General features: G+C 63.8%; 22 protein-coding genes and 1 other RNA gene. 14 read left to right on the top strand and 9 right to left on the bottom strand.

The genetic code is table 11. The features are described from left to right. Nucleotides 1-16: 16 nt before the first annotated feature. The 3 genes from ssrS to FBY03_RS04025 all read right to left on the bottom strand — a co-directional run bounded on the left by ssrS (nucleotide 17) and on the right by FBY03_RS04025 (nucleotide 749). Nucleotides 17-195, bottom strand: a non-coding RNA gene (ssrS, locus tag FBY03_RS04035) — 6S RNA. A gap of 33 nt (nucleotides 196-228) precedes the next feature. After that, the gene (locus tag FBY03_RS04030; protein ID WP_147170903.1) at nucleotides 229-543 is read right to left on the bottom strand and encodes a cell division protein ZapA; all 315 of its coding nucleotides are present in this window, start codon (nucleotides 541-543) and stop codon (nucleotides 229-231) included. Next, on the bottom strand, nucleotides 543-749 hold the full coding sequence (locus tag FBY03_RS04025) for a TIGR02449 family protein (RefSeq protein ID WP_147170902.1): 207 nt from the start codon (nucleotides 747-749) through the stop codon (nucleotides 543-545). Before FBY03_RS04025 ends, FBY03_RS04030 begins: the two co-directional genes overlap by 1 nt. Before the next feature lie 271 nt (nucleotides 750-1,020). Here FBY03_RS04025 and FBY03_RS04020 point away from each other — a divergent pair, with 271 nt between their 5' ends. From FBY03_RS04020 to gcvP, 10 genes are all read left to right on the top strand, one after another. Beyond that, the gene (locus tag FBY03_RS04020; protein ID WP_147170901.1) at nucleotides 1,021-1,575 is read left to right on the top strand and encodes a YecA family protein; all 555 of its coding nucleotides are present in this window, start codon (nucleotides 1,021-1,023) and stop codon (nucleotides 1,573-1,575) included. 36 nt (nucleotides 1,576-1,611) lie between these two features. Next, nucleotides 1,612-2,946 carry a Xaa-Pro aminopeptidase gene (gene pepP, locus FBY03_RS04015; protein ID WP_147170900.1) on the top strand — a complete coding sequence of 445 codons (1,335 nt, stop codon included), beginning with the start codon at nucleotides 1,612-1,614 and terminating at the stop codon, nucleotides 2,944-2,946. A 4-nt stretch (nucleotides 2,947-2,950) separates the two neighbouring features. Continuing rightward, entirely contained in the window at nucleotides 2,951-4,135 is a 1,185-nt protein-coding gene (ubiH, locus tag FBY03_RS04010; RefSeq protein WP_147170899.1) for a 2-octaprenyl-6-methoxyphenyl hydroxylase, read from the top strand. Nucleotides 4,136-4,145: 10 nt separating this feature from the next. Continuing rightward, the gene (locus FBY03_RS04005) at nucleotides 4,146-4,628 is read left to right on the top strand and encodes a DUF4442 domain-containing protein (protein WP_147170898.1); all 483 of its coding nucleotides are present in this window, start codon (nucleotides 4,146-4,148) and stop codon (nucleotides 4,626-4,628) included. Between the two features lie 12 nt (nucleotides 4,629-4,640). Then, complete coding sequence (locus FBY03_RS04000; RefSeq protein ID WP_147170897.1) at nucleotides 4,641-5,873, top strand: 2-octaprenyl-3-methyl-6-methoxy-1,4-benzoquinol hydroxylase; 1,233 nt, start codon at nucleotides 4,641-4,643, stop codon at nucleotides 5,871-5,873. Nucleotides 5,874-6,075: 202 nt separating this feature from the next. Then, complete coding sequence (locus tag FBY03_RS03995) at nucleotides 6,076-7,077, top strand: extracellular solute-binding protein (RefSeq protein ID WP_147170896.1); 1,002 nt, start codon at nucleotides 6,076-6,078, stop codon at nucleotides 7,075-7,077. Between the two features lie 115 nt (nucleotides 7,078-7,192). Next, nucleotides 7,193-8,809, top strand: a complete 1,617-nt coding sequence (locus FBY03_RS03990; protein ID WP_147170895.1) for an iron ABC transporter permease — start codon at nucleotides 7,193-7,195, stop codon at nucleotides 8,807-8,809. 233 nt (nucleotides 8,810-9,042) lie between these two features. Further along, nucleotides 9,043-10,140: a glycine cleavage system aminomethyltransferase GcvT gene (gene gcvT / locus FBY03_RS03985; RefSeq protein ID WP_147170894.1), complete on the top strand. Its 1,098-nt coding sequence runs from the start codon at nucleotides 9,043-9,045 to the stop codon at nucleotides 10,138-10,140. A 127-nt stretch (nucleotides 10,141-10,267) separates the two neighbouring features. Next, nucleotides 10,268-10,657 carry a glycine cleavage system protein GcvH gene (gene gcvH / locus FBY03_RS03980; RefSeq protein WP_147170893.1) on the top strand — a complete coding sequence of 130 codons (390 nt, stop codon included), beginning with the start codon at nucleotides 10,268-10,270 and terminating at the stop codon, nucleotides 10,655-10,657. A gap of 118 nt (nucleotides 10,658-10,775) precedes the next feature. Beyond that, nucleotides 10,776-13,652 carry an aminomethyl-transferring glycine dehydrogenase gene (gene gcvP / locus FBY03_RS03975; RefSeq protein ID WP_147170892.1) on the top strand — a complete coding sequence of 959 codons (2,877 nt, stop codon included), beginning with the start codon at nucleotides 10,776-10,778 and terminating at the stop codon, nucleotides 13,650-13,652. Between the two features lie 86 nt (nucleotides 13,653-13,738). On the opposite strand, the gene FBY03_RS03970 is transcribed toward gcvP, so the two are convergent. From FBY03_RS03970 to FBY03_RS03950, 5 genes are all read right to left on the bottom strand, one after another. Then, nucleotides 13,739-14,038, bottom strand: a complete 300-nt coding sequence (locus tag FBY03_RS03970; protein WP_147170891.1) for a DUF2388 domain-containing protein — start codon at nucleotides 14,036-14,038, stop codon at nucleotides 13,739-13,741. A gap of 158 nt (nucleotides 14,039-14,196) precedes the next feature. Continuing rightward, the gene (locus FBY03_RS03965; protein WP_147170890.1) at nucleotides 14,197-14,646 is read right to left on the bottom strand and encodes an NfeD family protein; all 450 of its coding nucleotides are present in this window, start codon (nucleotides 14,644-14,646) and stop codon (nucleotides 14,197-14,199) included. A 3-nt stretch (nucleotides 14,647-14,649) separates the two neighbouring features. Further along, on the bottom strand, nucleotides 14,650-15,570 hold the full coding sequence (locus tag FBY03_RS03960; protein ID WP_025164040.1) for an SPFH domain-containing protein: 921 nt from the start codon (nucleotides 15,568-15,570) through the stop codon (nucleotides 14,650-14,652). Nucleotides 15,571-15,643: 73 nt separating this feature from the next. Beyond that, nucleotides 15,644-17,428 carry a GspE/PulE family protein gene (locus FBY03_RS03955; protein WP_147170889.1) on the bottom strand — a complete coding sequence of 595 codons (1,785 nt, stop codon included), beginning with the start codon at nucleotides 17,426-17,428 and terminating at the stop codon, nucleotides 15,644-15,646. A 149-nt stretch (nucleotides 17,429-17,577) separates the two neighbouring features. Further along, on the bottom strand, nucleotides 17,578-18,942 hold the full coding sequence (locus tag FBY03_RS03950) for an inorganic triphosphatase (RefSeq protein WP_147170888.1): 1,365 nt from the start codon (nucleotides 18,940-18,942) through the stop codon (nucleotides 17,578-17,580). 113 nt (nucleotides 18,943-19,055) lie between these two features. Here FBY03_RS03950 and FBY03_RS03945 point away from each other — a divergent pair, with 113 nt between their 5' ends. The 4 genes from FBY03_RS03945 (at nucleotide 19,056) to argA (ending at nucleotide 23,663) form a co-directional block, all read left to right on the top strand. Further along, on the top strand, nucleotides 19,056-19,733 hold the full coding sequence (locus tag FBY03_RS03945; protein WP_147170887.1) for a TIGR00153 family protein: 678 nt from the start codon (nucleotides 19,056-19,058) through the stop codon (nucleotides 19,731-19,733). Between the two features lie 37 nt (nucleotides 19,734-19,770). Further along, nucleotides 19,771-21,039 carry an inorganic phosphate transporter gene (locus FBY03_RS03940; protein ID WP_147170886.1) on the top strand — a complete coding sequence of 423 codons (1,269 nt, stop codon included), beginning with the start codon at nucleotides 19,771-19,773 and terminating at the stop codon, nucleotides 21,037-21,039. Nucleotides 21,040-21,108: 69 nt separating this feature from the next. Continuing rightward, nucleotides 21,109-22,263 carry an acetylornithine deacetylase gene (argE, locus tag FBY03_RS03935; protein ID WP_147170885.1) on the top strand — a complete coding sequence of 385 codons (1,155 nt, stop codon included), beginning with the start codon at nucleotides 21,109-21,111 and terminating at the stop codon, nucleotides 22,261-22,263. 101 nt (nucleotides 22,264-22,364) lie between these two features. Then, on the top strand, nucleotides 22,365-23,663 hold the full coding sequence (gene argA / locus FBY03_RS03930) for an amino-acid N-acetyltransferase (RefSeq protein WP_147170884.1): 1,299 nt from the start codon (nucleotides 22,365-22,367) through the stop codon (nucleotides 23,661-23,663). A gap of 56 nt (nucleotides 23,664-23,719) precedes the next feature. Here the strand turns inward: argA and FBY03_RS03925 are convergent, their stop codons facing one another. After that, nucleotides 23,720-24,244: a hypothetical protein gene (locus FBY03_RS03925; protein WP_147170883.1), complete on the bottom strand. Its 525-nt coding sequence runs from the start codon at nucleotides 24,242-24,244 to the stop codon at nucleotides 23,720-23,722. Nucleotides 24,245-24,272: the final 28 nt, after the last annotated feature.

Below are 24,272 nucleotides of genomic sequence, written 5' to 3'. Positions count from 1 at the left end.
AGTAGGTCAGTAAAAGTGACTCCCCGACGTGCCGCTGTCGGTTTAGCCCTTGAACCCGAAAGTTCAAGGTGGAGGTTGCAGGAGGCGTTAAGGCTTTCCGTCAGGCGGACATGCACACCGGCCCCAACATGCAACCCCCGGGTTTGTGCGTATCGGCTCAGGGACATCACCAACTGGCGCACACTCCAGGGAGCGGGGGCCAGTATACCCGAAACCGCCGCGCTGCAATCAGACGCCTTGGTCATCGGTGTCGTTGGCCAAGGCATGATCGACACGTTCGAGCAGGCTGTGTACCTGATCGCGGGTCGCGGTCGCCTGCTGGTCCGAGTGCTGCTGTTTGTGCAGCAGGTCGTGGGTGATGTTCAGGGCGGCCATCACCGCCACGCGGTCGGCGCCGATGACTTTGCCGCTGCTGCGGATCTCACGCATTTTGCCATCCAGGTAGCGCGCGGCGCTTTCCAGTTTGGCGCGTTCGTCCGACGGACAGGCGATGCAATATTCTTTGTCCAGAATCTGGACGGTGACGGTATTGGTCTGGGTCATTAGTCCTGCTCCAGGGCTTTAAGGCGCGAAATCATCGATTCGACCTTGTGCCGGGCCATTTCGTTCTTTTCGATCAGATGGGCGCGCTCGACGCGCCAGGCCTTTTCATTCGCCAGGAGGAGTCGGTTGTTGGCCTTCAGCTGCTCAACGCGCTGGATCAGCAACTCCAGCTTGGTCGTCAGGGCGTGCAGATCGGCGTCTTCCATGGGGGCTCGCTAAGGCAAGGGTTGACCGGATATATAGGCGTGTCCCCGCTCGAGGTCAAACCCTTGGAGTGTGTTTGGCGCCTGTTGCATCGGCGCTGCACTGTGTAACTGGCTTCGCTTGCCAATTTACCTGTGGCCAGCGTCGTTTGAACTGCACATGCGTCGATCATCAACAGGCGCTCGGCGGCCTTGGATGGTCTTCGCGCGCCTGCCGGTGCTAGGATACGAGGCCTCCATTCTAGTGATTGCGCCGTCTGGCGCCTAGTGATCTATGCCGACTTCCAGTTCCCCCTATAGCGCTTTCGCCACCCTGCTCGCCAGCAGCGGTCACTCCGTTTCTCCCGCCGAGCTGCATGGTCTGTTGCTCGGGCGCAGCTGCGCCGGCGCCGGCTTCGAGATCGACGCTTGGCTGGTGGATGCCGCCGAACTGCTCGGCGCTGCGCCGCAAGACACGGTACGCCAGGCGCTGATCGGCTTGCAGGAGATGGTCAAGGGCGAGTTGTCCGGCGACGAGGTCACCGTGGTCCTGTTGTTGCCAACCGATGACGCACCGTTGAGTGAGCGTGCCGTTGCGCTTGGCCAGTGGTGCCAGGGTTTTCTCGGTGGCTTCGGCCTCACCGCCCGCGACAGCGCCCTGAGCGCCGAGGCCATGGAGGTGCTCCAGGACCTGTCGGCAATCGCCCAGGTACAGAATGCCTTGGAAGAGTCGGAAGACGGCGAGAACGACTATATGGAAGTGATGGAATACCTGCGTGTGGCGCCGCTGCTGCTGTTCAGCGAGTGCGCCAAGCCGTTGGCTCCGACCGCGAAGCCGTCGCTGCACTGATTTTTTCATGCACCAAGTAGTGGACTCGAACTGCCCATGATCAGCATCCCCAAGTCGGAATACGCCCGTCGGCGCAAGGCGCTGATGGCGCAGATGGAACCCAACAGCATCGCCATTCTGCCGGCCGCGCCGGTGTACATCCGCAACCGCGATGTCGAGCACGTGTATCGCCAGGACAGCGATTTTCAGTACCTCTCCGGCTTCCCCGAGCCGGAGGCGGTGATCGCGTTGATTCCCGGTCGCGAGCATGGCGAGTACGTGTTGTTCTGCCGTGAGCGCGATCCCGAGCGCGAGCTGTGGGACGGCTTGCGCGCCGGGCAGGACGGTGCGATCGGCCAGTATGGCGCCGACGATGCCTTCCCGATTGGCGATATCGACGACATCCTGCCCGGCCTCATCGAGGGCCGCGAGCGGGTGTATTACGCCATGGGCACCAATCAGGAGTTCGACCGCCACCTGATGGACTGGATCAACGTGATCCGCTCCAAGGCCCGGCAGGGTGCGCAGCCACCGAACGAGTTCGTCGCCCTCGACCATCTGCTGCATGACCTGCGCCTGTACAAGAGTGCCAACGAGGTCAAGGTGATGCGCGAGGCCGCGCAGATCTCCGCGCAGGCCCACGTCCGCGCCATGCAGACCAGCCGCGCCGGCCTGCACGAATATCACCTGGAAGCCGAACTGGATTACGAATTCCGCAAGGGCGGGGCGAAGATGCCGGCCTATGGCTCGATAGTCGCGGCCGGCAAGAATGCCTGCATCCTGCATTACCGCGAGAACGACGCACTGCTCAAGGACGGCGATCTGGTGCTGATCGATGCCGGCTGCGAGATCGACTGCTATGCCAGCGACATCACCCGCACCTTCCCGGTCAGCGGGCGGTTTTCGCCTGAGCAGAAGGCTATTTACGAACTGGTACTGGCCTCCCAGGAGGCGGCGTTCAAGGAAATTGCCCCCGGTAAGCACTGGAACGAGGCCCACGAGGCCACGGTGCGGGTGATCACCGCCGGGCTGGTGGAGCTGGGCCTGCTGCAGGGCGAGGTCGATGAGTTGATCGCCAGTGAGGCCTACAAGGCCTTCTACATGCACCGTGCCGGCCACTGGCTGGGCATGGATGTGCACGACGTCGGCGAGTACAAGGTCGGCGGCGAATGGCGGGTACTGGAAGTCGGCATGGCCATGACCGTCGAGCCGGGCATCTACATCGCGGTGAACAACCCGGACGTGGCGAAGAAATGGCGCGGCATCGGCGTACGCATCGAAGATGACGTGATAGTGACCAAGTCCGGCTGTGAAATCCTCAGCAGTGGCGTGCCGAAGACCGTGGCCGAGATCGAAGCGCTGATGCTCGACGCCCGTGCCGAGGTCGCCTGACGCCATGCAAGGGGTCAGTCTCGCGATCATCGGCGGTGGTCTGGTTGGCGCCAGCCTGGCCTTGGCGTTGCAGGGTGCCGCCAAGGCACGGGGCTGGCAGATTTGCCTGATCGAGCCCTTCGCGCCGGGGGAGGGTTATCAGCCGAGCTACGATGCGCGCTCCACCGCGCTGTCCTACGGCTCGCAGCAGATTTATCAACGGCTCGGCCTGTGGCAGCAGATCGCCCCGCGTGCCGAGCCGATCGCGCAGATCCATGTGTCCGACCGTGGTCGTTTTGCCGCGGCGCGGCTGAGCGCCCAGGACGAAGGGGTGCCGGCGCTCGGCTACGTGGTGGAGAACGCCTGGTTGGGTCAGTGCCTGTGGCAGGCGCTGGATCGGCAGGTGGTCAACTGGCGCAGCCCGGCCCAGGTGACCGAGATGCAGGCCCTGGCGGACGGTTATCGGCTGACCCTGGACGATGAGTCCACGCTGGACTGCGACCTGGCGATTCTCGCCGATGGCGGCCGCTCGGGTTTGCGCGAGCAACTGGGCATCGGTGTGCAGCACCGCGAGTACGGGCAGAGCGCGCTGATCGCCAATGTCAGTGCGCAGGAGGCTCATCGCGGACAGGCCTTCGAGCGCTTTACCGAGGACGGGCCCATGGCCCTGCTGCCGCTGCCGGACAATCGCTGCGCCCTGGTCTGGACCCGCAGCAGCGCCGATGCCGAGCGTTTGCGCGTACTGGATGACGCGCGTTTCCTCGACGAGCTGCAGCAGGCCTTCGGTTACCGGCTCGGCGCCTTGCGCCAGGTCGGCGCGCGGCATCTCTATCCGCTGGCCTTGATCGAGGCGCAGGAACAGGTGCGGCCCCATCTGGTGGTGCTCGGCAACGCCGCGCACAGCCTGCATCCGATAGCCGGTCAAGGCTACAACCTGTCCTTGCGCGACACCCTGGCGCTGGCCGCGACCCTGCTCGACAGCCGCGCCGCACTCGGTGACTTCGCCACCTTGCAAGCCTATCTGCAGCGCCAACGGGCCGATCAGCAGCTTACCGTGGGTTTCTCCGATCAGGTGACCCGGCTGTTCAGCACCTCCGCGCCGTTGCTTGCCGCCGGGCGTAGTCTGGGTCTGCTGGGCCTGGATGTGCTGCCGCCGGCCAAGCGCTGGTTCGCTCGCCAGGCCATGGGCCTGGGCACTCGCCCTACATGAGCACGGCAACATGAGCGCTCGCCGCTTGGCTCGTCGCGCCCGCTTGCTGCGCTTCGGCCTGAACCTCTATCCGCCTTACCTCGGCGCCGGGGTGAGCGTGCAGCACATCAGTGCCGACTGCCGCCAGGCACGGGTGAAAATGGCGCTGCGTTGGTACAACCGCAATTTCGTCGGCACCCAGTTCGGTGGTTCGCTGTACAGCATGGTCGACCCTTTTTACATGCTCTTGCTGATGCCGCTGCTCGGCGATGAGTACCTGGTCTGGGATCAGGCCGCGAGCATCGAATTCGTCAGCCCCGGCAGGGGCCCGGTGTTCGCCGAGTTTCGCATCGACGACGCCTTGCTGGCGGATATCCGCGCGCGTACCGCCAGCGGCGAAAAGTATTTGCCGCAGCTCAGCGTCGAGGTGCGCGACGCGCAGGGCCAGTTGGTGGCCAAGGTGCACAAGACCCTCTACGTCCGCCTCAAGCCGCGTGCGCGGCAGGCCCCATAAGGAAATTCAAGCATGCGTGCGGATCTGATCATCGTCGGGGCCGGTATGGTCGGCAGTGCCCTGGCCCTGGCCTTGCAAGAAGCTGGTCTGGATATCCTGCTGGTCGATGGCGGCTCGCTCAGCGTCAAGCCGTTCGATAACAGCGCGCCCTTCGAGCCGCGTGTCAGTGCGCTGTCAGGGGCCAGTCAGCGGGTGCTGGAACGTCTGGGGGTGTGGCCCGGCATCGTCGCGCGGCGCTGCAGTGCCTATGGCGAGATGCAGGTATGGGACGGCTCCGGCACCGGGCAGATTCATTTCAGTGCGGCCAGCGTGCATGCCGAGACGCTCGGCCATATCGTCGAAAACCGCGTGGTGCAGGATGCCCTGCTCGAGCGCTTGCACGACAGCAACATTGGCCTGTTGGCTAACGCCCGACTGGAGCAGTTGCGCCGTTCCGGCGATGACTGGCTGCTGACCCTGGACGATGGCCGGCAATTGCGCACGCCTGTGTTGATTGCCGCCGACGGTGCCAATTCCGCCGTGCGCCGCCTGGCCGGCTGCGCCACCCGTGAGTGGGCCTATTTGCACCATGCCATCGTCACCAGCGTGCGCTGTGCCCAACCGCACCAGGCCACCGCCTGGCAGCGTTTCACCGATGATGGCCCGCTGGCGTTTCTGCCGTTGAGCGGTGTCGACACGGGAGCGCCGGCCGACCAGCACTGGTGCTCGATCGTCTGGTCGGCCACCCCGAGCGAAGCCGAGCGCTTGATGGGCTTGGATGACGCAAGCTTCTGCAGCGAGCTGGGCAAGGCCTTCGAGCATCGCCTGGGTGAGGTGCTACAGGCGGATCGACGCCTGTGCATCCCGCTGCGGCAGCGGCATGCCAAGCGTTACGTCGAAGACGGCCTGGCGTTGATCGGCGATGCCGCGCACAGCATTCACCCCTTGGCCGGGCAGGGCGTCAACTTGGGCTTTCTCGATGCCGCGGTACTCGCCGAGGTGCTGCTGCACGCTCAGGCGCGGGGCGAGCGCCTGGCTGATACGCGGGTGTTGAGCCGCTATGAGCGCCGGCGCATGCCGCATAACCTGGCCATGATGGCGGCCATGGAAGGCTTCGAACGCTTGTTCCAGGCCGACCCGCTGCCGCTGCGTTGGTTGCGCAATGCCGGCCTCAACTGGGTCGATGAGCTGCCCGAGGCCAAGGCCTTGTTTGTCCGCCAGGCGCTCGGTCTGTCCGGCGATTTGCCGGAGCTGGCGCGCATCTAAGGTGCTGTTCGTCGGCAGGTGACGGGGCGCCGTCGTGCGCCTCGATGCAGGTTAATCGCTGGTCTTTCTATGCATGGCAAACCCTTCGGTCTCGACGTGGATAAGGGTGGAGTACGCCTGGTTAACGAAGTCGGGTTGAGAAACTAAATGTTATTCACTACTATTTGGGTTTTCGACTCATCTTCACCAAGAGGCAGTATTCATGCAGGTAAGTAAGCGCTTGTTCGCCGCTCTGACCCTCACCGCACTGGCTGGCGCCGTGCAGGCCGCCGATGAGGTGGTGGTTTACTCCTCGCGTATCGATGAGCTGATCAAACCGGTCTTCGATGCCTATACCGCCAAGACCGGTGTGCCGGTCAAGTTCATTACCGACAAGGAAGCACCGCTGTTGGCGCGTTTGAAAGCCGAGGGCGAGAACACCCCGGCCGACATGCTGATCACCGTGGACGCCGGCAACCTCTGGCAGGCCGAGCAGCAAGGTGTGCTCAAGCCGCTGCAGTCCGCCATCATCGCCGAGAATATCCCGGCCCAATACCGCTCCAGCACCGGCAGCTGGACCGGCCTGTCGCTGCGCGCACGGACCATCGTCTACTCCACCGAGCGGGTCAATCCGAGCGAGCTGAGCACCTACGAAGCCCTGGCCGACAAGAATTGGGAAGGCCGTCTGTGCCTGCGCACCAGCAAGAAGGTCTACAACCAGTCGCTGACCGCTACCCTGATCGAGACCCATGGCGCGGCCAAGACCGAGGAAATCCTCAAGGGTTGGGTGAATAACCTGGCCACCGATGTGTTTGCTGACGACACTGCGCTGATCCAAGCCGTCGACGCCGGCCAGTGCGATGTCGGTATCGTCAACACCTACTACTTCGGCCGCCTGCACAAGCAGCAGCCGGACCTTAAGGCCAAGCTGTTCTGGCCGAATCAGAGCGATCGTGGCGTCCACGTCAACCTGTCCGGTGCCGGCGTGACCCAGTACGCGCCGCATGCCGAGCAGGCGCAGAAGCTGTTGGAATGGATGACCACCGAGGAGGCCCAAGGCCTGTTCGCCGGCCTCAACCAGGAGTTTCCGGCCAACCCGCAGATCGCCCCGTCCGCCGAGGTTGCTGCCTGGGGCGTGTTCAAGGCCGACAGCATTCCGCTGGAAGTGGCCGGCAAGCGCCAGGCCGAAGCCACCATGCTGATGGACCGTGCCGGCTGGAATTGATCGACGCTCGATTCGTCTGCTGACTGGCGTGCGCCAGCCAGGCTGCGGAAAATCGTTATACTCGGCGCCCCGGCTCAGCCCGGGGCGTTGTGTTTTCAAGCTCTGAGGATTTTGCGTGGCCCACCCTGCCCAGCGCCGCTGGTACCCCATAGCGTTCGCGGTTGCCCTGCTGGTGTTGCTGCCGCTGAGCGTGCTGCTGTTCAGTTGGCATGAGGTGGATCGGCAAATATGGGCGCATCTGTGGCAAACCCAGTTGCTGCGCCTGATTGGCAACACCCTGATGCTGGTGCTCGGTGTCGGCATCGGAGTGACCCTGCTTGGTGTCAGCCTGGCCTGGCTGACCAGCCTGTGCGAGTTTCCCGGGCGGCGCTGGCTGGACTGGGCGTTGATGCTGCCGTTCGCCATTCCGGCCTATGTGCTGGCCTTCGTCTTCGTCGGTCTGCTGGATTTTGCCGGGCCGGTGCAGAGCCTGCTGCGCGAGTGGTTCGGCGCGGGCTTGCGCCTGCCACGGGTGCGCTCCACCGGCGGGGTGATCACGGTACTGATCCTGGTGTTCTACCCCTATGTGTACTTGCTGGCGCGCAATGCCTTCCTGGCTCAGGGCAAGGGCTTGATGGAGGCCGCGCGGGTGCTGGGGCTGAGCCCCTGGTCGGCGTTCTGGCGCGTGGCCCTGCCGATGGCGCGGCCGGCGATTGGCGCCGGTCTGGCGTTGGCCATCATGGAAACCCTGGCCGATTTCGGCGCGGTGTCGGTGTTCAACTTCGATACTTTCACCACCGCCATCTACAAGACTTGGTACAGCTTCTACAGCCTGACCAGCGCCACTCAGCTGGCCAGCCTGCTGCTGCTTGCGGTGATGCTGGTGCTGTATGGCGAGCGCCGCGCCCGCGGCGCGGTGCGCCCGGTCAACGAGCGGCCGCGCGGCAAGGCGCTGTATCAGCTCAGGGGTGGCCAGGCCGTGGTCGCCAGCGCCTGGTGCGGCCTGGTGTTCGCCTGCGCCTTCGTGATTCCAGTCCTGCAGCTGGTGCTGTGGTTCTGGCAGCGCGGCCGTTTCGATCTGGACGAGCGCTACACCGGCTTGATTCTGCACACGCTCTATCTTGGCGGCATTGCCGCGTCGGTGACCGTTGGCGTGGCCTTGCTGCTGGCCTTCGCTCGACGTATGGCGCCAACCCGGCTGATGCGTTCGACGGTCGGCCTGGCCAATCTCGGCTACGCATTGCCCGGTTCGATGCTCGCGGTGGCGATCATGCTGGCGTTCAGCTACCTCGACCGTGAGCTGGTGATTCCGCTGTCGAGCTGGCTCGGCGGGGCCGGTAAGCCATTGCTGCTCGGTAGCCTGTCGGCGCTGTTGCTGGCCTACCTGATCCGATTTATGGCGGTGGCCTACGGCCCGCTGGAGAACAGCCTGGCGCGGATTCGCCCATCGCTGCCGGAAGCCTCGCGTAGCCTCGGCGTCGGTGGGATCGGCTTGTTCCTCAAGGTGTACCTGCCGCTGCTGGTGCCGGGCGCGCTGTCGGCTGCGCTGCTGGTATTCGTCGATGTGCTCAAAGAGATGCCGGCGACCCTGCTGATGCGTCCATTCGGTTGGGACACGCTGTCGGTGCGGGTGTTCGAGATGACCAGCGAGGGCGAGTGGGCGCGTGCCGCATTGCCGGCCTTGACCCTGGTGCTGGTTGGCCTGCTGCCGGTGATCGGTCTGATTCGTCGCTCGGCCCGACGGCTCGGCTAGGACTGTCGCTGCCGCGTCGCCAAGCGTCCGTCGTCGGCTCAGGCTGATGGCCCTCGTCGCGTTAGCCCTACGGCCAAGATGACCCGCCCCGACCTTGCGGCTACAATGCGCGCCATCCGCTGCGACCGGTCATCAGGATCGGCAGCGTGAAGCCCTTTTTAAGCGCCCAATTCAGCGGGTGTGCCGGGTTCCGCGCCAGCCCGCAGCTTCGCCAAGCCCGGAAGGAGACACCCATGGGACAGCGTACACCTCTCTATGGTCTGCACCTCGCGTTAGGGGCCAAGATGGTCGACTTCGGTGGCTGGGACATGCCACTGCACTATGGTTCGCAAGTCGAGGAGCACCACCAGGTGCGTCGCGACTGCGGCGTCTTCGATGTGTCCCACATGACCGTGGTCGATGTGAGCGGCAGTCAGGCCAAGGCCTACCTGCAGCACCTGCTGGCGAACGACGTCGAGCGCCTGGATAGCCCCGGCAAGGCGTTGTACAGCGGCATGCTCAACCAGCAGGCTGGGGTGATCGACGATACGATCGTCTACCTAACCGCTACGCCTGAGCTGCCCGACAGCTACCGTCTGGTGGTCAATGCCGCCACCCGCGACAAGGACCTGGCCTGGATGCGTCAGCAGAGCAGCGCTTTCGCCGTCGAGTTAAACGAGCGTGCCGATCTGGCCATGCTCGCCATTCAGGGGCCGCAGGCACGGGCCAAGGTCGCCGAACTGGTGACTCAGGCCCGCGCCGCCTTGATCTATGAACTGTTGCCGCTTCAGGGCTTACCGGAAGGCGACTGGTTTATCGCCCGTAGCGGCTATACCGGTGAGGACGGCCTGGAGATCATGCTACCGGCCGAGCAAGCGCTGGAGTTTCTCAACGAGCTGGTTGGCGCCGGCATTGCTCCGATCGGTTTGGGCGCGCGCGATACCTTGCGCCTGGAGGCCGGGATGAATCTATACGGTCAGGACATGGACGAGCAGGTCTCGCCGCTGGCGGCCAACATGAGCTGGACGGTTGCCTGGGAGCCGGCCAGTCGCGACTTCATCGGCCGCGCGGAACTGGAGCGGCAGCAGAAGGCGGGCGCGAGCGCCAAGCTGGTCGGCCTGGTGCTGGAGGAGCGCGGCGTGCTGCGCGCGCACCAGGTGGTGCGGGTGGCGGGCGTCGGCGAAGGAGAGATCACCAGCGGCAGCTTCTCGCCGACCCTCGGCAAAGCCATTGCCCTGGCCCGAGTGCCGGCGGCCACCGCTGAACGCGCCGAAGTGGAGATCCGTGGCAAGTGGTACCCGGTGCGGGTGGTACAGCCCAGCTTTGTGCGTCACGGCAGGGCCTTGATCTGAAGGGATGTTGCACCGCAGTTGAAGGCTTTACTCGCGAACTTTTGCGACGCTTCGCTAACGGCATGGCCAACGCCTGCTAAATTTTCCTGACGGCGCGGTCGCCGTCATGTCTTACGAGGAACGACACATGAGCACTATCCCCGCCGATCTGCGTTTTGCCACCAGCCATGAGTGGGCGCGCCTGGAAGCCGACGGCAGCGTCACCGTGGGCATCTCTGACCATGCCCAGGAAGCCCTGGGCGATGTGGTCTTCATCGAATTGCCGAAAGTCGGCAAAGTGCTGGCCGCCGGCCAGGAAGCCGGGGTGGTGGAATCGGTCAAGGCCGCTTCCGACATCTATGCGCCGATCGGCGGTGAAGTGATCGCGATCAACGAGGCGCTGGCCGACAGCCCCGAGAGCGTCAACAGCGATCCCTACGGCAGCTGGTTCTTCAAGCTGCAGCCGAGCGATGTCAGCGAACTGGACAAGTTGCTCGATGCCTCCGCCTACAAGAGCACTGCCGACGCCGACGCCTGATCCTGCTGCGGTAGGCGACCCGGTCCGGCTGCTTGGTCGCGCACTTCGCTGAATCTTTCCTAAGCTGATAGAGCCTCGCATTGTCGAGGCTTTGTCTTTTTTCAGCAGAGTGAAGGCCATGTCCAGCACGCCCCGTCTTTCCCAACTGCAACAGCCCGACGCCTTTCTGCGGCGTCATCTCGGCCCGGACGTCGCCGAACAGCAGGTCATGCTGGCAGCCCTCGGTCTGCCCAGTCGCGCCGCGCTGATCGAGCAGACGGTGCCGCCGGCGATCCGTCTGCAGCAGCCACTGGCACTGCCGCCGGCGCTGGACGAGCAGGCGGCCCTGGCCAAGCTCAGAGGCTACGCCGCGCAGAATCAGCTGTGGACCAGCCTGATCGGCATGGGCTATCACGGCACCCTCACGCCGCCGGTGATTCTGCGCAACGTGCTGGAGAATCCGGGCTGGTACACCGCCTATACGCCTTATCAGCCGGAAATCGCCCAGGGCCGCCTGGAGGCGTTGCTGAACTTCCAACAGCTGACCATCGATCTGACCGGGCTGGATCTGGCCAGCGCCTCCTTGCTCGATGAGGCCACCGCCGCCGCCGAAGCCATGGCCCTGGCCAAGCGCGTGACCAAGAGCAAGAGCAACCTGTTCTTCGTCGATCAGCACTGCCACCCGCAGACCATTTCCGTGGTGCGCACCCGGGCCGAGGCGTTCGGCTTCGAGCTGATCATCGACAGTGTCGACACCCTGGCTGCGCACCAGGTGTTCGGTGCGTTGCTGCAATATCCGGATACCCACGGCGAGATTCGCGACCTGCGCCCGCTGATCGAGCAGTTGCACGCTCAGCAAGCGTTGGCCTGCGTCGCGACGGACCTGCTCAGCCTGTTGTTGCTGACGCCGCCGGGCGAGTTGGGCGCCGACGTGGTGTTCGGCTCGGCCCAGCGTTTCGGCGTGCCGATGGGCTACGGCGGACCGCACGCGGCGTTCTTCGCCAGTCGCGAGGCCTACAAACGCGCCATACCGGGGCGGATCATCGGCGTCTCCAAGGACGCCCGCGGCAATGTCGCGCTGCGTATGGCCCTGCAAACCCGCGAGCAGCATATTCGCCGCGAGAAGGCCAACTCCAACATCTGTACCGCGCAGGTCCTGCTGGCCAATATCGCCAGCTGCTATGCCGTTTATCATGGGCCGCAGGGCTTGTTACGGATCGCCCAGCGGGTGCAGCGGCTGACCGCCATCCTCGCCGAAGGCCTGGCGCAGAAGGGTGTCGCCCGCGACAACCGACACTTCTTCGACACCCTGACCCTCGATGTCGGCGGCAGCCAGACGGCGATCATCGAGTCGGCCCAGGCGGCGCGGATCAATCTGCGCATCCTCGGTCGCGGCAAGCTCGGCGTCAGCCTGGACGAGACCTGCGACGAGCAGACGGTGGAGCAGTTATGGGCGATCTTCCTCGGCGCCGATCATGGCCTAAGCGTGAGTGCGCTGGATGCCGCTGAGGTGTCGAGCGGGATTCCGTCCTCCCTGGAGCGCAGTAGCGGCTACCTGAGCCACCCGGTGTTCAATGCGCACCACAGCGAAACCGAGATGCTGCGCTACCTCAAGCAGCTGGAGAACAAGGACCTGGCGCTGAACCAGGCGATGATTCCGCTCGGCTCCTGCACCATGAAGCTCAACGCTACCAGCGAGATGATCCCCATCACCTGGCCCGAGTTCGCCAACCTGCACCCCTTCGCCCCGCTCGAACAGGCCCAGGGCTACCAGGCGATGATCGACGAGCTGGAGGCCTGGCTGTGCGCCATCACCGGTTTCGACGCCATCTCCATGCAGCCCAACTCCGGCGCCCAGGGCGAGTTCGCCGGTCTGCTGGCGATCCGTCGCTACCATGAGAGTCGCGGCGACAGCCAACGCACTATCTGCCTGATCCCGGCCTCGGCTCATGGCACCAATCCGGCGTCGGCGCAGATGGCCAGTCTGCGCGTGCAGATCGTCGAGTGCGACGCCCAGGGCAACGTCGACCTCGACGACCTCAAGCGCAAGGCGGCCGAGGCGGGTGAGCAACTGGCCTGCCTGATGGCCACGTATCCCTCGACCCATGGTGTGTACGAGGAAGGTATCCGCGAGATCTGCGAGGTGATCCACACCCACGGCGGTCAGGTGTATATGGACGGCGCCAACCTCAATGCGCAAGTCGGGCTGACCCGGCCGGCGGACATCGGCGCCGACGTCTCGCACATGAACCTGCACAAGACCTTCTGTATTCCGCACGGCGGTGGCGGCCCGGGCATGGGGCCGATCGGTGTGCGCGCGCACCTGGCGCCGTTCGTCGCCAATCACCCGGTGATCGAGCTGGAAGGCCCCGACCCGCAGAACGGTGCGGTCAGTGCGGCGCCCTGGGGTAGCGCGAGTATCCTGCCGATCAGTTGGATGTACATCGCCATGATGGGCCCGCAACTGGCCGATGCCACCGAGGTGGCGATTCTCGCGGCGAATTACCTGGCCCACAAACTGAACGGCGCATTCCCGGTGCTCTACAGTGGCCGCAACGGCCGTGTGGCACATGAATGCATCCTGGACTTGCGCCCGCTCAAGGCAGACAGCGGGATCAGCGAGGAGGATGTGGCCAAGCGCCTGATCGACTACGGTTTCCATGCGCCGACCATGTCCTTTCCGGTGCCCGGCACCCTGATGGTCGAGCCGACCGAGAGCGAGTCACTGCATGAGTTGGATCGCTTTATCGAGGCGATGCTGAGCATCCGCGCGGAGATCGACAGGGTGCAGAGCGGTGGCTGGCCGGCCGAGGACAATCCGCTGAAACATGCACCGCACACCTTGGCCGACGTCACCGGCAGCTGGCAGCGGCCCTACAGCATCGAGCAGGCGGTGACCCCGACTGCACACACGCGGGCGCACAAGTATTGGCCGGCGGTGAACCGTGTCGACAACGTCTACGGGGACCGCAACCTGTTCTGCGCCTGCGTGCCGGTGGACGCCTACCGCGAATAAGTAGCACGGGCACACGGGTGGCCACGCTCAAACACCTCTGACGCCTGGGCGAGAACTTCTGCTCGCCCAAGTGTCAGAGGTGAGTGTTACTGGGCTGTCAGAATAGCACTGGCCAATTCCATGTCACTGGCCTGCAGGTCGGGATGCTCGGCGCGCAGGCGCTGCAGTGCGGCTTCCAGATAAGGGCCGCGAATCTGCCCGCCACTGGCGACATAGCTGCTGGCATCGTCCTGGGCTGGGACGATCAGCTTCTTGTCCTTAAACGTCAGGTAGATCGAGGCGGTGGTCGCGCCGGACGAGAGGATGTCGCGGACCCAGTTGTCGGCGAAGGCTGGGACGCTCAAAAGAGAAAGAGCGGCAAGGATTACCAGGCTAAGGCGGCGCATGCTGATTACTCCAAGATGGCTAGGGTTACGCTGATCTTAGAGTCGTGGATGGGCGCCGGGTTCCGGTGCGCCGACCAAGCGCATGGCCTATCGCCAGGTGCCCGCTCGAGATGAATGAGGCCGTCTGCGCCGCCGCTGGCGGCGCGAGGTCGGCGCAGTCACTCGCAGGCCTCTACTTTCAGCAGTACGCCGTCCTGGCCGACCACCCTGATGGTGCTGCCGACGGGGAGGTCGGGACCGCTGACCAGCCACAGCGAGTCGCCGGCCTTGATCTTGCCGCGGCCCTCATGGATGGCTTCATGCAGGATGAATTGGCGGCCGAGCAGTTCGCTGCCGCGCAGGTTCAGTCCGGGTTGATCGGAGGGCTTGGCGGCCGTGCGCTGACGTCGCCACCAGAGCACCGCGGTGAGTATCGACAGCACGCCGAACAGGATGAACTGGATAGCCCAGGGCAGCCCCGGCATCAGGTAGGTCAGCACGCCGACGCTGGCGGCGGCGATGCCGATCCACAGCAGATAACCACCGGCCCCGAACACCTCGAGGATCAGCAGCAAGGTGCCGAAGGCCAGCCAATTCCAGTACGAGAGCTGTTGCAGAGAGTCCCACATCGATTAGGCCTTCTGTTCGCCGAAGGTAGCTTTGACGATTTCGCCGATCCCGCCCACCGCGCCGATCACCTGGCTGGCTTCCAGCGGCATGAGAATCACCTTGCTGTTATTGGCACTGGCCAGTTGGCCTAGGGCATCGATGTATTTCTGCGCGACGAAGTAGTTGACCGCCTGCACGTTACCGCTGGCGATGGCCTCGGAAACCATGCGCGTCGCTTCGGCTTCGGCCGCGGCGGCGCGTTCGCGGGCCTCGGCTTCGAGGAAAGCCGCTTGCCGTTCACCCTCGGCCTCGAGAATTTGCGCCTGCTTCTTGCCTTCGGCGGTAAGGATGGCAGCGGCGCGCAGGCCTTCGGCTTCGAGGATTTGCGCGCGCTTGATGCGCTCGGCCTTCATCTGCCCGGACATGGCGGCCATCAGGTCGGCCGGCGGGCTGATGTCCTTGATCTCGATGCGGGTGATCTTGATGCCCCAGGGCGCGGTGGCTTCGTCGACGGTGCGCAGCAACTTTTCATTGATCGCGTCGCGCTGGCTGAGCATGGCGTCCAGCTCCATGGAGCCGAGCACGGTACGGATATTGGTTTGCAGCAGGTTGCGGATCGCATGGGTGAGGTTGTTCACCTCGTAGGCGGCCTGGGCGGCGTTGATCACCTGAAAGAAGCACACCGCATCGATCTGCACCGTGGCGTTGTCGGAGGTGATGACTTCCTGCGGCGGAATATCCAGCACGGTTTCCATGACACTGAGTTTGTGGCCGATGCGGTCCATCACCGGCACTATGATGTTCAGCCCCGGGTTGAGGGTGTTGGTGTAGCGGCCGAAACGTTCCACCGTCCACTGCGACCCCTGTGGCACCACCTTGAAGCCCATGAACACCACGGCCAAGGCGAGGCCGACGAAGAGAAAGATCACACTGCCAACTTCCATAAAAACTCCATTTCCATAGGGCTAAGGTTTGCGATTGCCAGGCCGGGCCCGTGTTACTCAGCACAATCTAGGTTCACTTCTGTTCGCTTTGCGGGGTGACCCGCAGCACTTCCTCTATGGTAGTCAGGCCGCTGGCAACTTTCTGTGCGCCAGACAGCCTTAGGCTGCGCATGCCTTCTTTAAAGGCATGTCGGCGCAGAGCGATCAGGTCGGTGTCGGCGCTCAGCAGCGGCTTCATCGCGTCGTTAAGCAGCATGATTTCGTAGACCCCGGCGCGGCCGCGGTAGCCGGTGTCGCGGCACTCCAGGCAACCTACGGCCTTCTGTGCCCCGGTCGGCAGCGGGGCATTCCAGGGTTTGGTCAGGCTCTGCCAATCGTCCTCGCTGAGTTCATGCGGCGCCTTGCAATGCGGGCACAGGGTGCGCACCAGGCGCTGGGCCATCACCCCGAGCAGGGTGGCCTTGAGCAGGTAGTGCGGTACGCCCAGCTCCAGCAGGCGGGTGATGGCACTGGGGGCATCGTTGGTGTGCAGGGTCGACAGCACCAGGTGACCAGTCAGCGCCGCCTGAATCGCCATCTCGGCGGTCTCCAGGTCGCGGATCTCGCCGACCATGATGATGTCCGGGTCCTGGCGCATCAGCGCGCGCACGCCGCTGGCAAAGGTCAGGTCGATGTTGTGCTGCACTTGCATCTGGTTGAAGGCGCCTTCGATCATCTCGATCGGGTCTTCGATGGTGCAGACGTTCACCTCCTCGGTGGCCAGCTGCTTGAGCGTGGTGTACAGCGTGGTGGTCTTGCCCGAACCGGTCGGCCCGGTGACCAGGATGATGCCGTTGGGTTGGCCGGTCATGCTGGCCCAGCGTTTCAGGTCGTCAGGGGAGAAGCCCAGCTGGTCGAAGCTCTTCAGCAGCACTTCCGGGTCGAAGATCCGCATCACCATCTTCTCGCCGAAGGCGGTCGGCAGGGTGGACAGGCGCAGCTCGACTTCGCCGCCGTCCGGGGTCTTGGTCTTGACCCGGCCGTCCTGGGGTTTGCGTTTCTCGGCGACGTTCATCCGCCCCAGGCTTTTCAGGCGGCTGACCACCGCCATGGTCACCTGCGGCGGGAACTGGTAGACGGTGTGCAGCACGCCGTCGATGCGAAAGCGCACGCTGCCCTGCTCGCGGCGCGGTTCGATATGGATATCGCTGGCGCGCTGCTGGAAGGCGTACTGAAACAACCAGTCGACGATGTTGACGATATGCGCGTCGTTGGCGTCCGGTTCCTGATCCTGGGCGCCGAGGTTGAGCAACTGCTCGAAGTTGCCGACGCCGCTGACCTTGCTGTCGCCGGCGCTGGCACCGCTGACCGACTTGGCCAGGCGGTAGAACTCCAGGGTGAAGCGCTGGATGTCCGCCGGGTTGGCCACTACACGCTTGATCGGGCGTTTCAGTACATGGGTCAGGTCGGCTTCCCAGCGCTGCACCAGCGGCTGGGCACTGGCGATGGTCACGGCGTCCGGCGCCACGGCGACGGCGAGGATCTTGTGCCGCTGAGCGAAGGCGTAGGACATCAGCGGGGTGATGGCGGCGACGTCGATCTTCAGCGGGTCGATGCGCAGGTAAGGTTGGCCGGCGAACTCTGCCAGCCATAGGGTGAGGCTTTCCAGATCGAGCTTCTTGCCCGGGCGGGCGCGGTCATCGACCTGTTGCGCGGCGAGAAACTCCAGGGGGTGCAGTTGACTGTTCACCGCGCTGCGGCGAATCGCCAGGCATTGTTCGGCGCTGTCCTGATCAACCCGGCCCTGAGCGACCAGCTCACGCAGCAGGTCGTTGAGCTCCAGCGGGCGATCCTGGGTGGGCGAGGCTAATGCGGACATGGGACTCCTTGCGGTCGTGGCTTGGAAAAACCCGCAGCTTGACGCTCAGCATAGGGGTTGTCTGCCGACTCGGTCTAGCCGCGTAAGGGTTGTCAGGCCAAGGGTGGATTAATCCGCTGCGCGGCTACTCCCCCCAGTGAGCGCGCCGCCTATTTCACCAACAATTTCCAGGCTTTCAGCGTAGCCACAGTTTGGGCCTGGGATTGCCGTGCCACCAGTGACTCGGGGTCGATGGCCTGGTGGGCCAGCTCGCTCAACTTGCTCAGCTCGCCGTACAGCCGGTCGACTTCCGCTACCTCCAGCACGCTACGGGCGAGACGCAACCAGACCAGCAGGCGTTCGATGCGCGGCAGCTGTTCGGCGAGGTCTTCCGGTTGCTGCTGGTAACGCTTCAGCTGCAGGGCGGTCCCTTCCTCGGCGATCAGGGTCGGCAGCCAGTTGCCCAATGGCGCGGCGCCCTGACGGTTACCGCGGTTGTTGCGTTCGGCGGTCCAGCTGCGTGCGAGCAACCAGCGCGAGGCATTCAACGAGAACCGCCCCCAGCGTGTGCCGTCCAGCTCGGCGGCGAACTGTGCCGGGGCGCTCTGGCGTGCGGCGTCGTCGTGGTGGCCTGCGTGAATGCGAGGTCGCCAGTCGTGCAGCAGGGCGTCGAGTGGCTGGCGCAGCTCGCTGCTGCTGGCGCGTGGCGCGGCTTGGCCGAGACTGCCGAGCAACGCGCGGAAACCGGCCAGCTGCTCGAGCCAGTCGACCAGCAGGCGCCAGTGACCATTGAAGCGGTATTGCTCGGCCAGACGCTGGCTGCTGCCGAGCAGATGCCAGGCGAGCGCGGTAAAGGCATCGTCCAGGCTCAGTTCTGCGTGGACCTGCGGCGCTGGCAGGCTGAGGCTGTAACTGTGGCTGTCGAACAAGCGGTAACCGCGCTCGGCTTTGCTGATGTCGCAGGGCATCAACGGCAGGTCGGCGGCCAGCTCGGCGGCCAGCTCCAGCAGTGCGGCGGGTTCGCCCTGGCGCAGCTCCAGTTCCAGCTCGCAGATTTCCTCTTCCTGATCATTGGCGATGACCTTGCCGAGGTCCAGCGCGGCTTCGATCACTACCTTGGCCTTGCCGCGACCCCAGGCAATCTCGGCGCGTTGACGGGTGAAGTCGGTGCTGAAAATGGGCTTGAGCTGCTTCTTGTCCAGCTCGGCCAAGTCTGCCGGCCAGCAACTGTCATCGAGCTTTTTCAGGTCCAGCTTGGCTTTCGCCAGGGACCAGTCCCACTCATTGCGTTCGGACAGGCCGGCGACGCTCTGGCCCCGGGTTTTCAGGGTCTGGATATGCTCTTCGCCATCGCGGCGCAGGCGCAGGGCCACCTTGGCCAGGGCCAGGTCGCGGGCCGGGGTATCGAAGTATTGATTGAACAGCTCGCGTTGTTCCCAGCCGCTCTTGTTGCGTTTTTTCAGCAGCGGGTGCTCGCGCAGGGCGGTCAGGGTGTCGCGGCTAACCCGCAGCTTGATTTCGGTTTCTTTGACCATAATGGTGAGCTTAAGCGCCTACTTATGAAATTATGACGGTTGGATGACGCGAACTGGCGAGCATTAGGCGTGATCCGTATACTTGCCGCCTTTCTACAACAGGGGTCCACCCTATGCCAATCAATCCCTTTGTCAGCCTGTTTGGTCGCTCGCCCTTCGGGCCGATGCAGCAGCACATCGTCAAGGCCCACGAGTGTGCGGCGAACCTTGTGCCCTTTTTCGAAGCCGTGATGGCCGAGGACTGGACCAAGGTCGAGCAGGTGCAACAGGAGATGGCGCGCCTGGAACACGAGGCCGACAAGCTCAAGAAAGGCGTGCGCTTGCATCTGCCCAAGAGCCTGTTCTTGCCGGTGCCACGCTCGGATTTGCTAGAGCTGCTGAGTGTACAGGACAAAGTTGCCAACCGCGCCAAGGACATCGCCGGGCTGATGCTGGGCCGGCAGATGGCGATTCCGCAAGACTTGCAACCGCTTATGCGCACCTTTGTGCAACGCACCGTGGATGCCAGCGCCCAGGCGCTGAAGGCCATGAACGAGCTGGATGAGTTGCTCGAAGCTGGCTTCGGCGGCCGTGAGGCGGTGCTGGTGGAAACCTTGATCGAGGAGCTGGATGTCATCGAGCAAGACACCGACAGCCTGCAGATCGAGGTGCGGCGTAGCCTGTTCAAACTGGAGAAGGATCTTCCGCCGGTCGATGTGATGTTCCTCTATCAGATCATCGACTGGATCGGCGATGTCGCCGACCGTGCCCAGCGTGTGGGCAACCGACTGGAACAACTGCTGGCGCGCTAAGCGCCAGTGTCCTTTCTGGGAACAACGGAATTCATTTATGTCTCTGATTGCGGATTACGGCCTGCTACTCCTGTTGCTGGCTTGCCTGTTCGGCTTTTTCATGGCCTGGGGCGTGGGCGCCAACGATGTGGCCAATGCCATGGGCACCTCGGTCGGCTCGCGCGCGCTGACCATCAAGCAGGCGATCCTCATCGCCATGGTCTTCGAGTTCTGCGGTGCCTACCTGGCCGGTGGCGAGGTCACCGACACCATCAAGAGTGGCATTGTCGATGCCTCGATGATCTCGCCTGACCTGATGGTGCTGGGCATGATGTCGGCGCTGTTGGCGGCGGGCACCTGGCTGCTGGTGGCCTCGACCAAGGGTTGGCCGGTGTCCACCACCCACTCGATCATCGGTGCGGTGATCGGTTTCGCCGCAGTTGGTGTGTCCATGGATGCGGTGCACTGGGCCGGCGTCGGCCCGATCGTCGCCAGCTGGGTAATTTCCCCGGTACTCTCTGGTGTTGTGGCCTTCGGCGTGTTCATGAGCGTGCAGAAGCTGATCATCGACACCGACAATCCGTTCCAGAACGCCAAGCGTTTCGTGCCACTGTATATGTTCATCACCGGCTTCATGGTGGCCATCGTCACCGTGACCAAGGGCCTCAAGCATGTTGGCCTGCAGCTCTCGGGCGGCGAGGGTTTCCTCCTGGCGCTGGCGGTCGGCGCGCTGGTGATGCTGATCGGCGTCGCCTTGCTCAGCCGTATCCATGTCGATGAGGAGGCCGACAAGGCCTTCCACTACGCCAGCGTGGAAAAGGTCTTCGCCGTATTGATGATCTTCACCGCCTGCGCCATGGCCTTCGCCCACGGCTCCAATGACGTGGCCAATGCCGTCGGTCCGTTGGCGGCGATCGTCGGAGTGATCCAGTCCGGCGGTGAGGCGGTCGGCGCCAAGGCCGCACTGCCGAGCTGGGTGCTGCTGCTCGGCGCCGTCGGTATCGTCATCGGCCTGGCCACCTACGGCTACAAGGTGATCGCCACCATCGGCAAGGAAATCACCGAACTGACTCCGAGCCGCGGTTTCGCCGCCGAGTTGGCCACCGCCACCACGGTGGTCGGTGCCTCGGCCATCGGCCTGCCGGTGTCCACCACCCACACCCTGGTCGGTGCGGTACTGGGCGTCGGTATCGCGCGGGGTATCGGTGCCTTGAACCTGGGGGTGATCGGCAAGATCTTCATGTCCTGGATCATCACCTTGCCGGTCGGTGCGGCCTTGTCGATTTTCTTCTTCATGATCCTGCGCGGTATCTTCGGCGGCGTTTGATCGGACTCGGCGGTTTCATCTCTACTGGCGTTGCCCCTATGATGAGGGCTACGCCAGTGGAGACCACCGATGTCCCTGCCTTCCTTCAAAGAGCAATTCGCCGCGCTGATCGCCGCGCCCTCGGTGAGCTGCACCCAGGCGCATTGGGACCAATCCAATCGTCCGGTGATCGAGTTGCTCTCCAGCTGGCTCGGTGACCTCGGCTTCGCCTGCGATGTACAGGAAGTCAGCCCCGGTAAATTCAATTTGCTCGCCAGTTACGGCAGCGGCCCTGGCGGCCTGGTCCTGGCCGGGCACAGCGACACCGTGCCATTCGATGCCGCGTTATGGCAGACCGACCCGCTCAAACTCACCGAACGCGATGGCCGCTGGATCGGCCTCGGCAGCTGCGACATGAAGGGCTTCTTCGCCTTGGTCATCGAAGCGCTGCAGCCCTTGTTGACCCAGTCGTTCCAGCAACCCCTGCTGATCCTCGCCACCTGTGACGAGGAAAGCTCGATGTCCGGGGCGCGTGCCCTGGCCGACGCCGGACGGCCGTTGGGTCGGGCGGCGGTGATCGGTGAGCCGACCGGGCTCAAACCGATCCGCTTGCACAAGGGCGTGATGATGGAGCGCATCGACATCCTCGGCCAGAGTGGCCATTCCTCCGACCCCACCCTCGGTCATAGCGCGCTGGAGGCGATGCAGGCGGTGATGGGCGAGCTGCTGCAACTGCGCCAGCAATGGCAGCGGGACTACCGCAATCCGCAGTTCAGTGTGCCGCAGCCGACGCTCAACCTCGGCTGCATCCACGGTGGCGACAACCCCAATCGCATCTGCGGTCAGTGCTCGCTGGAGTTCGACCTGCGCCCGCTGCCGGGCATGCAGCCCGAAGCGCTGCGTGCGGCGATCAGGCAGAAGTTGCAACCGCTGGCCGAGCAGCATCAGGTCAAGATCGACTTCGCCCCGCTGTTCCCCAGCGTGCCGCCGTTCGAGCAGGTCGCCGATGCCGAACTGGTGCGGGTGGCCGAACGGCTCACCGGGCATGCGGCGGCGGCGGTGGCATTCGCCACCGAAGCGCCTTATCTTCAGCAACTCGGCTGCGAGACTCTGGTGCTCGGTCCCGGCGACATCGACTGCGCCCATCAGCCGGGCGAGTTCCTGGAAATGTCACGCCTTGAGCCGACTGTGCGTCTGTTACGTGAGTTGATCCAACACTACTGTCTGCAACCTGCGAAAGCCTGAAGGGGAGTCCTGATGCTGCTGCGACGACGCTAGTTACCTTCTCTCAGCGCGAGAAGCGTTGTTTTCACCTTTACTTCCGTCATTGCTCTACAGGCTCTCACATGCACGACTACGTTAACTGGCTGCGTCACGCCTCGCCCTATATCAATGCCCACCGCGACTGCACCTTCGTGGTCATGTTGCCGGGCGAGGGCGTCGCCCACCCGAATTTCGGCAATATCGTCCACGACTTGGTGCTGTTGCACAGCCTTGGCGTGCGCCTGGTGCTGGTGCACGGTTCGCGCTCGCAAATCGAGGCACGGCTGACGGCGCGCGGCTTGACCCCGCATTTTCACCGCGATCTGCGGGTCACCGACGGGCCAACCCTGGAGTGCGTAATCGACGCGGTCGGCCAACTGCGTATCGCCATCGAGGCGCGCCTGTCGATGGACATGGCCGCCTCGCCGATGCAGGGCGCACGCCTGCGCGTGGCCAGCGGCAACTTCGTCACCGCGCGGCCGATCGGCGTGGTCGACGGCATCGACTATCACCACACCGGTGAGGTACGGCGGGTCGACCGCAAGGGTATCGGCCGGCTACTCGATGAGCGCAGCATCGTGTTGCTGTCGTCGCTGGGCTATTCGCCCACCGGGGAAATCTTCAACCTGTCCTGCGAGGACGTGGCCACCCGTGCGGCCATCGACCTGGGCGCCGACAAACTGTTGTTGTTCGGTGCCGAGTCCGGTCTGCTCGATGAGGCGGGCAAGCTGGTGCGCGAGCTGCGCCCGCAGCAGGTGCCGCAGCATTTGCAGCGGCTGAACGGCAGTTATCAAGCAGAATTGCTCGATGCCGCCGCCCAGGCCTGCAGTGGTGGGGTGCGGCGCAGCCATATCGTCAGCTATACCGAGGATGGCGCCCTGCTCAGCGAACTGTTCACCCGTGCCGGCAACGGCACCCTGGTGGCGCAAGAGCAGTTCGAGTCCCTGCGTGAGGCGACTATCGAGGACGTCGGCGGCTTGATCGAACTGATCAGCCCGCTGGAAGAGCAGGGCATCCTGGTGCGCCGTTCGCGCGAGGTACTGGAACGCGAGATCGAGCAGTTCAGCATCGTCGAGCGCGAAGGGCTGATCATCGCTTGCGCCGCGCTTTACCAGATCGCCGACTCGGACTACGGCGAACTGGCCTGCCTGGCGGTCAACTCGGCTTACCGCCACGGCGGCCGTGGCGACGAACTGCTCGCGCGGATCGAGGAACGGGCACGGGCTCAGGGCTTGAAGCACCTGTTCGTGCTCACCACCCGCACCGCCGACTGGTTCCGCGAGCGCGGCTTCGTGCCCAGCAGCGTCGAGCGCCTGCCTGCGGCACGCGCCTCGCTGTACAACTTTCAGCGCAATTCCAAGGTGTTCGAGAAGGCGTTGTAGCGACGGGCGTGGTCTGGGTGCCGGCAATGTGTACCCAGGCTATGCTCTAGGTGCCTTCAAGGCTGGAATTTACGCAGCTTTCCAATGTTGTAATTCATGTCGCTCAGCGACGGCTGCAGGCTCACCAGCAGGTTATCCAATCCTTGCCGATTGAGATTTAGTGATAGCCGAAATTGCGGGTCTTGATTGGTTTCTAGCAAGATCCCGCGATCGCGCACCCACAGCCAACCATCCTGGATATAGCCAGAGACCGTCTTTATATCGGACAATTTAATTTTTTCCTGGAACCCTACCAAGTTATCCACAGTTGCCAGAATGCGAACTCCATCTTTGCGAAATTCCGCAGATAATTCGCCGATATCTTCGGGGCGGTTCGGCTTGGTCACCCATGCAATGAACAGGTACAGCACCAGGAACACCCCAGCGACAAGAACAGCATCTATCGGGCCAGAAAGTTCGGTGACAGCAGTAAACAGAAGTGCAATTGTTATTAATCCCGACGCATATTTAGGTTTTTTTGGCTTAGTCTCGGCAGGGCAGTAATATTTTTTGATGAGGTGATGGTCAAGCTTCTTGCTCATGAGCGTCGTTCCTTGATAAATATCTCGA

It is taken from the genome of Pseudomonas sp. SJZ079 (assembly GCF_007993865.1).
GTDB lineage: Bacteria > Pseudomonadota > Gammaproteobacteria > Pseudomonadales > Pseudomonadaceae > Aquipseudomonas.
The sequence above is the reverse complement of the archived record's forward strand: the minus strand, read 5'-3'. Positions and strand labels throughout refer to the sequence as shown.

Coding starts and splice junctions, on each gene's coding strand:
- FBY03_RS04030 (WP_147170903.1), bottom strand. CDS start 543: ATGACCCAGACCAATACCGTCACCGTCCAGATTCTGGACAAAGAATAT.
- FBY03_RS04025 (WP_147170902.1), bottom strand. CDS start 749: ATGGAAGACGCCGATCTGCACGCCCTGACGACCAAGCTGGAGTTGCTG.
- FBY03_RS04020 (WP_147170901.1), top strand. CDS start 1,021: ATGCCGACTTCCAGTTCCCCCTATAGCGCTTTCGCCACCCTGCTCGCC.
- pepP (WP_147170900.1), top strand. CDS start 1,612: ATGATCAGCATCCCCAAGTCGGAATACGCCCGTCGGCGCAAGGCGCTG.
- ubiH (WP_147170899.1), top strand. CDS start 2,951: ATGCAAGGGGTCAGTCTCGCGATCATCGGCGGTGGTCTGGTTGGCGCC.
- FBY03_RS04005 (WP_147170898.1), top strand. CDS start 4,146: ATGAGCGCTCGCCGCTTGGCTCGTCGCGCCCGCTTGCTGCGCTTCGGC.
- FBY03_RS04000 (WP_147170897.1), top strand. CDS start 4,641: ATGCGTGCGGATCTGATCATCGTCGGGGCCGGTATGGTCGGCAGTGCC.
- FBY03_RS03995 (WP_147170896.1), top strand. CDS start 6,076: ATGCAGGTAAGTAAGCGCTTGTTCGCCGCTCTGACCCTCACCGCACTG.
- gcvT (WP_147170894.1), top strand. CDS start 9,043: ATGGGACAGCGTACACCTCTCTATGGTCTGCACCTCGCGTTAGGGGCC.
- gcvH (WP_147170893.1), top strand. CDS start 10,268: ATGAGCACTATCCCCGCCGATCTGCGTTTTGCCACCAGCCATGAGTGG.
- gcvP (WP_147170892.1), top strand. CDS start 10,776: ATGTCCAGCACGCCCCGTCTTTCCCAACTGCAACAGCCCGACGCCTTT.
- FBY03_RS03970 (WP_147170891.1), bottom strand. CDS start 14,038: ATGCGCCGCCTTAGCCTGGTAATCCTTGCCGCTCTTTCTCTTTTGAGC.
- FBY03_RS03965 (WP_147170890.1), bottom strand. CDS start 14,646: ATGTGGGACTCTCTGCAACAGCTCTCGTACTGGAATTGGCTGGCCTTC.
- FBY03_RS03960 (WP_025164040.1), bottom strand. CDS start 15,570: ATGGAAGTTGGCAGTGTGATCTTTCTCTTCGTCGGCCTCGCCTTGGCC.
- FBY03_RS03955 (WP_147170889.1), bottom strand. CDS start 17,428: ATGTCCGCATTAGCCTCGCCCACCCAGGATCGCCCGCTGGAGCTCAAC.
- FBY03_RS03950 (WP_147170888.1), bottom strand. CDS start 18,942: ATGGTCAAAGAAACCGAAATCAAGCTGCGGGTTAGCCGCGACACCCTG.
- FBY03_RS03945 (WP_147170887.1), top strand. CDS start 19,056: ATGCCAATCAATCCCTTTGTCAGCCTGTTTGGTCGCTCGCCCTTCGGG.
- FBY03_RS03940 (WP_147170886.1), top strand. CDS start 19,771: ATGTCTCTGATTGCGGATTACGGCCTGCTACTCCTGTTGCTGGCTTGC.
- argE (WP_147170885.1), top strand. CDS start 21,109: ATGTCCCTGCCTTCCTTCAAAGAGCAATTCGCCGCGCTGATCGCCGCG.
- argA (WP_147170884.1), top strand. CDS start 22,365: ATGCACGACTACGTTAACTGGCTGCGTCACGCCTCGCCCTATATCAAT.
- FBY03_RS03925 (WP_147170883.1), bottom strand. CDS start 24,244: ATGAGCAAGAAGCTTGACCATCACCTCATCAAAAAATATTACTGCCCT.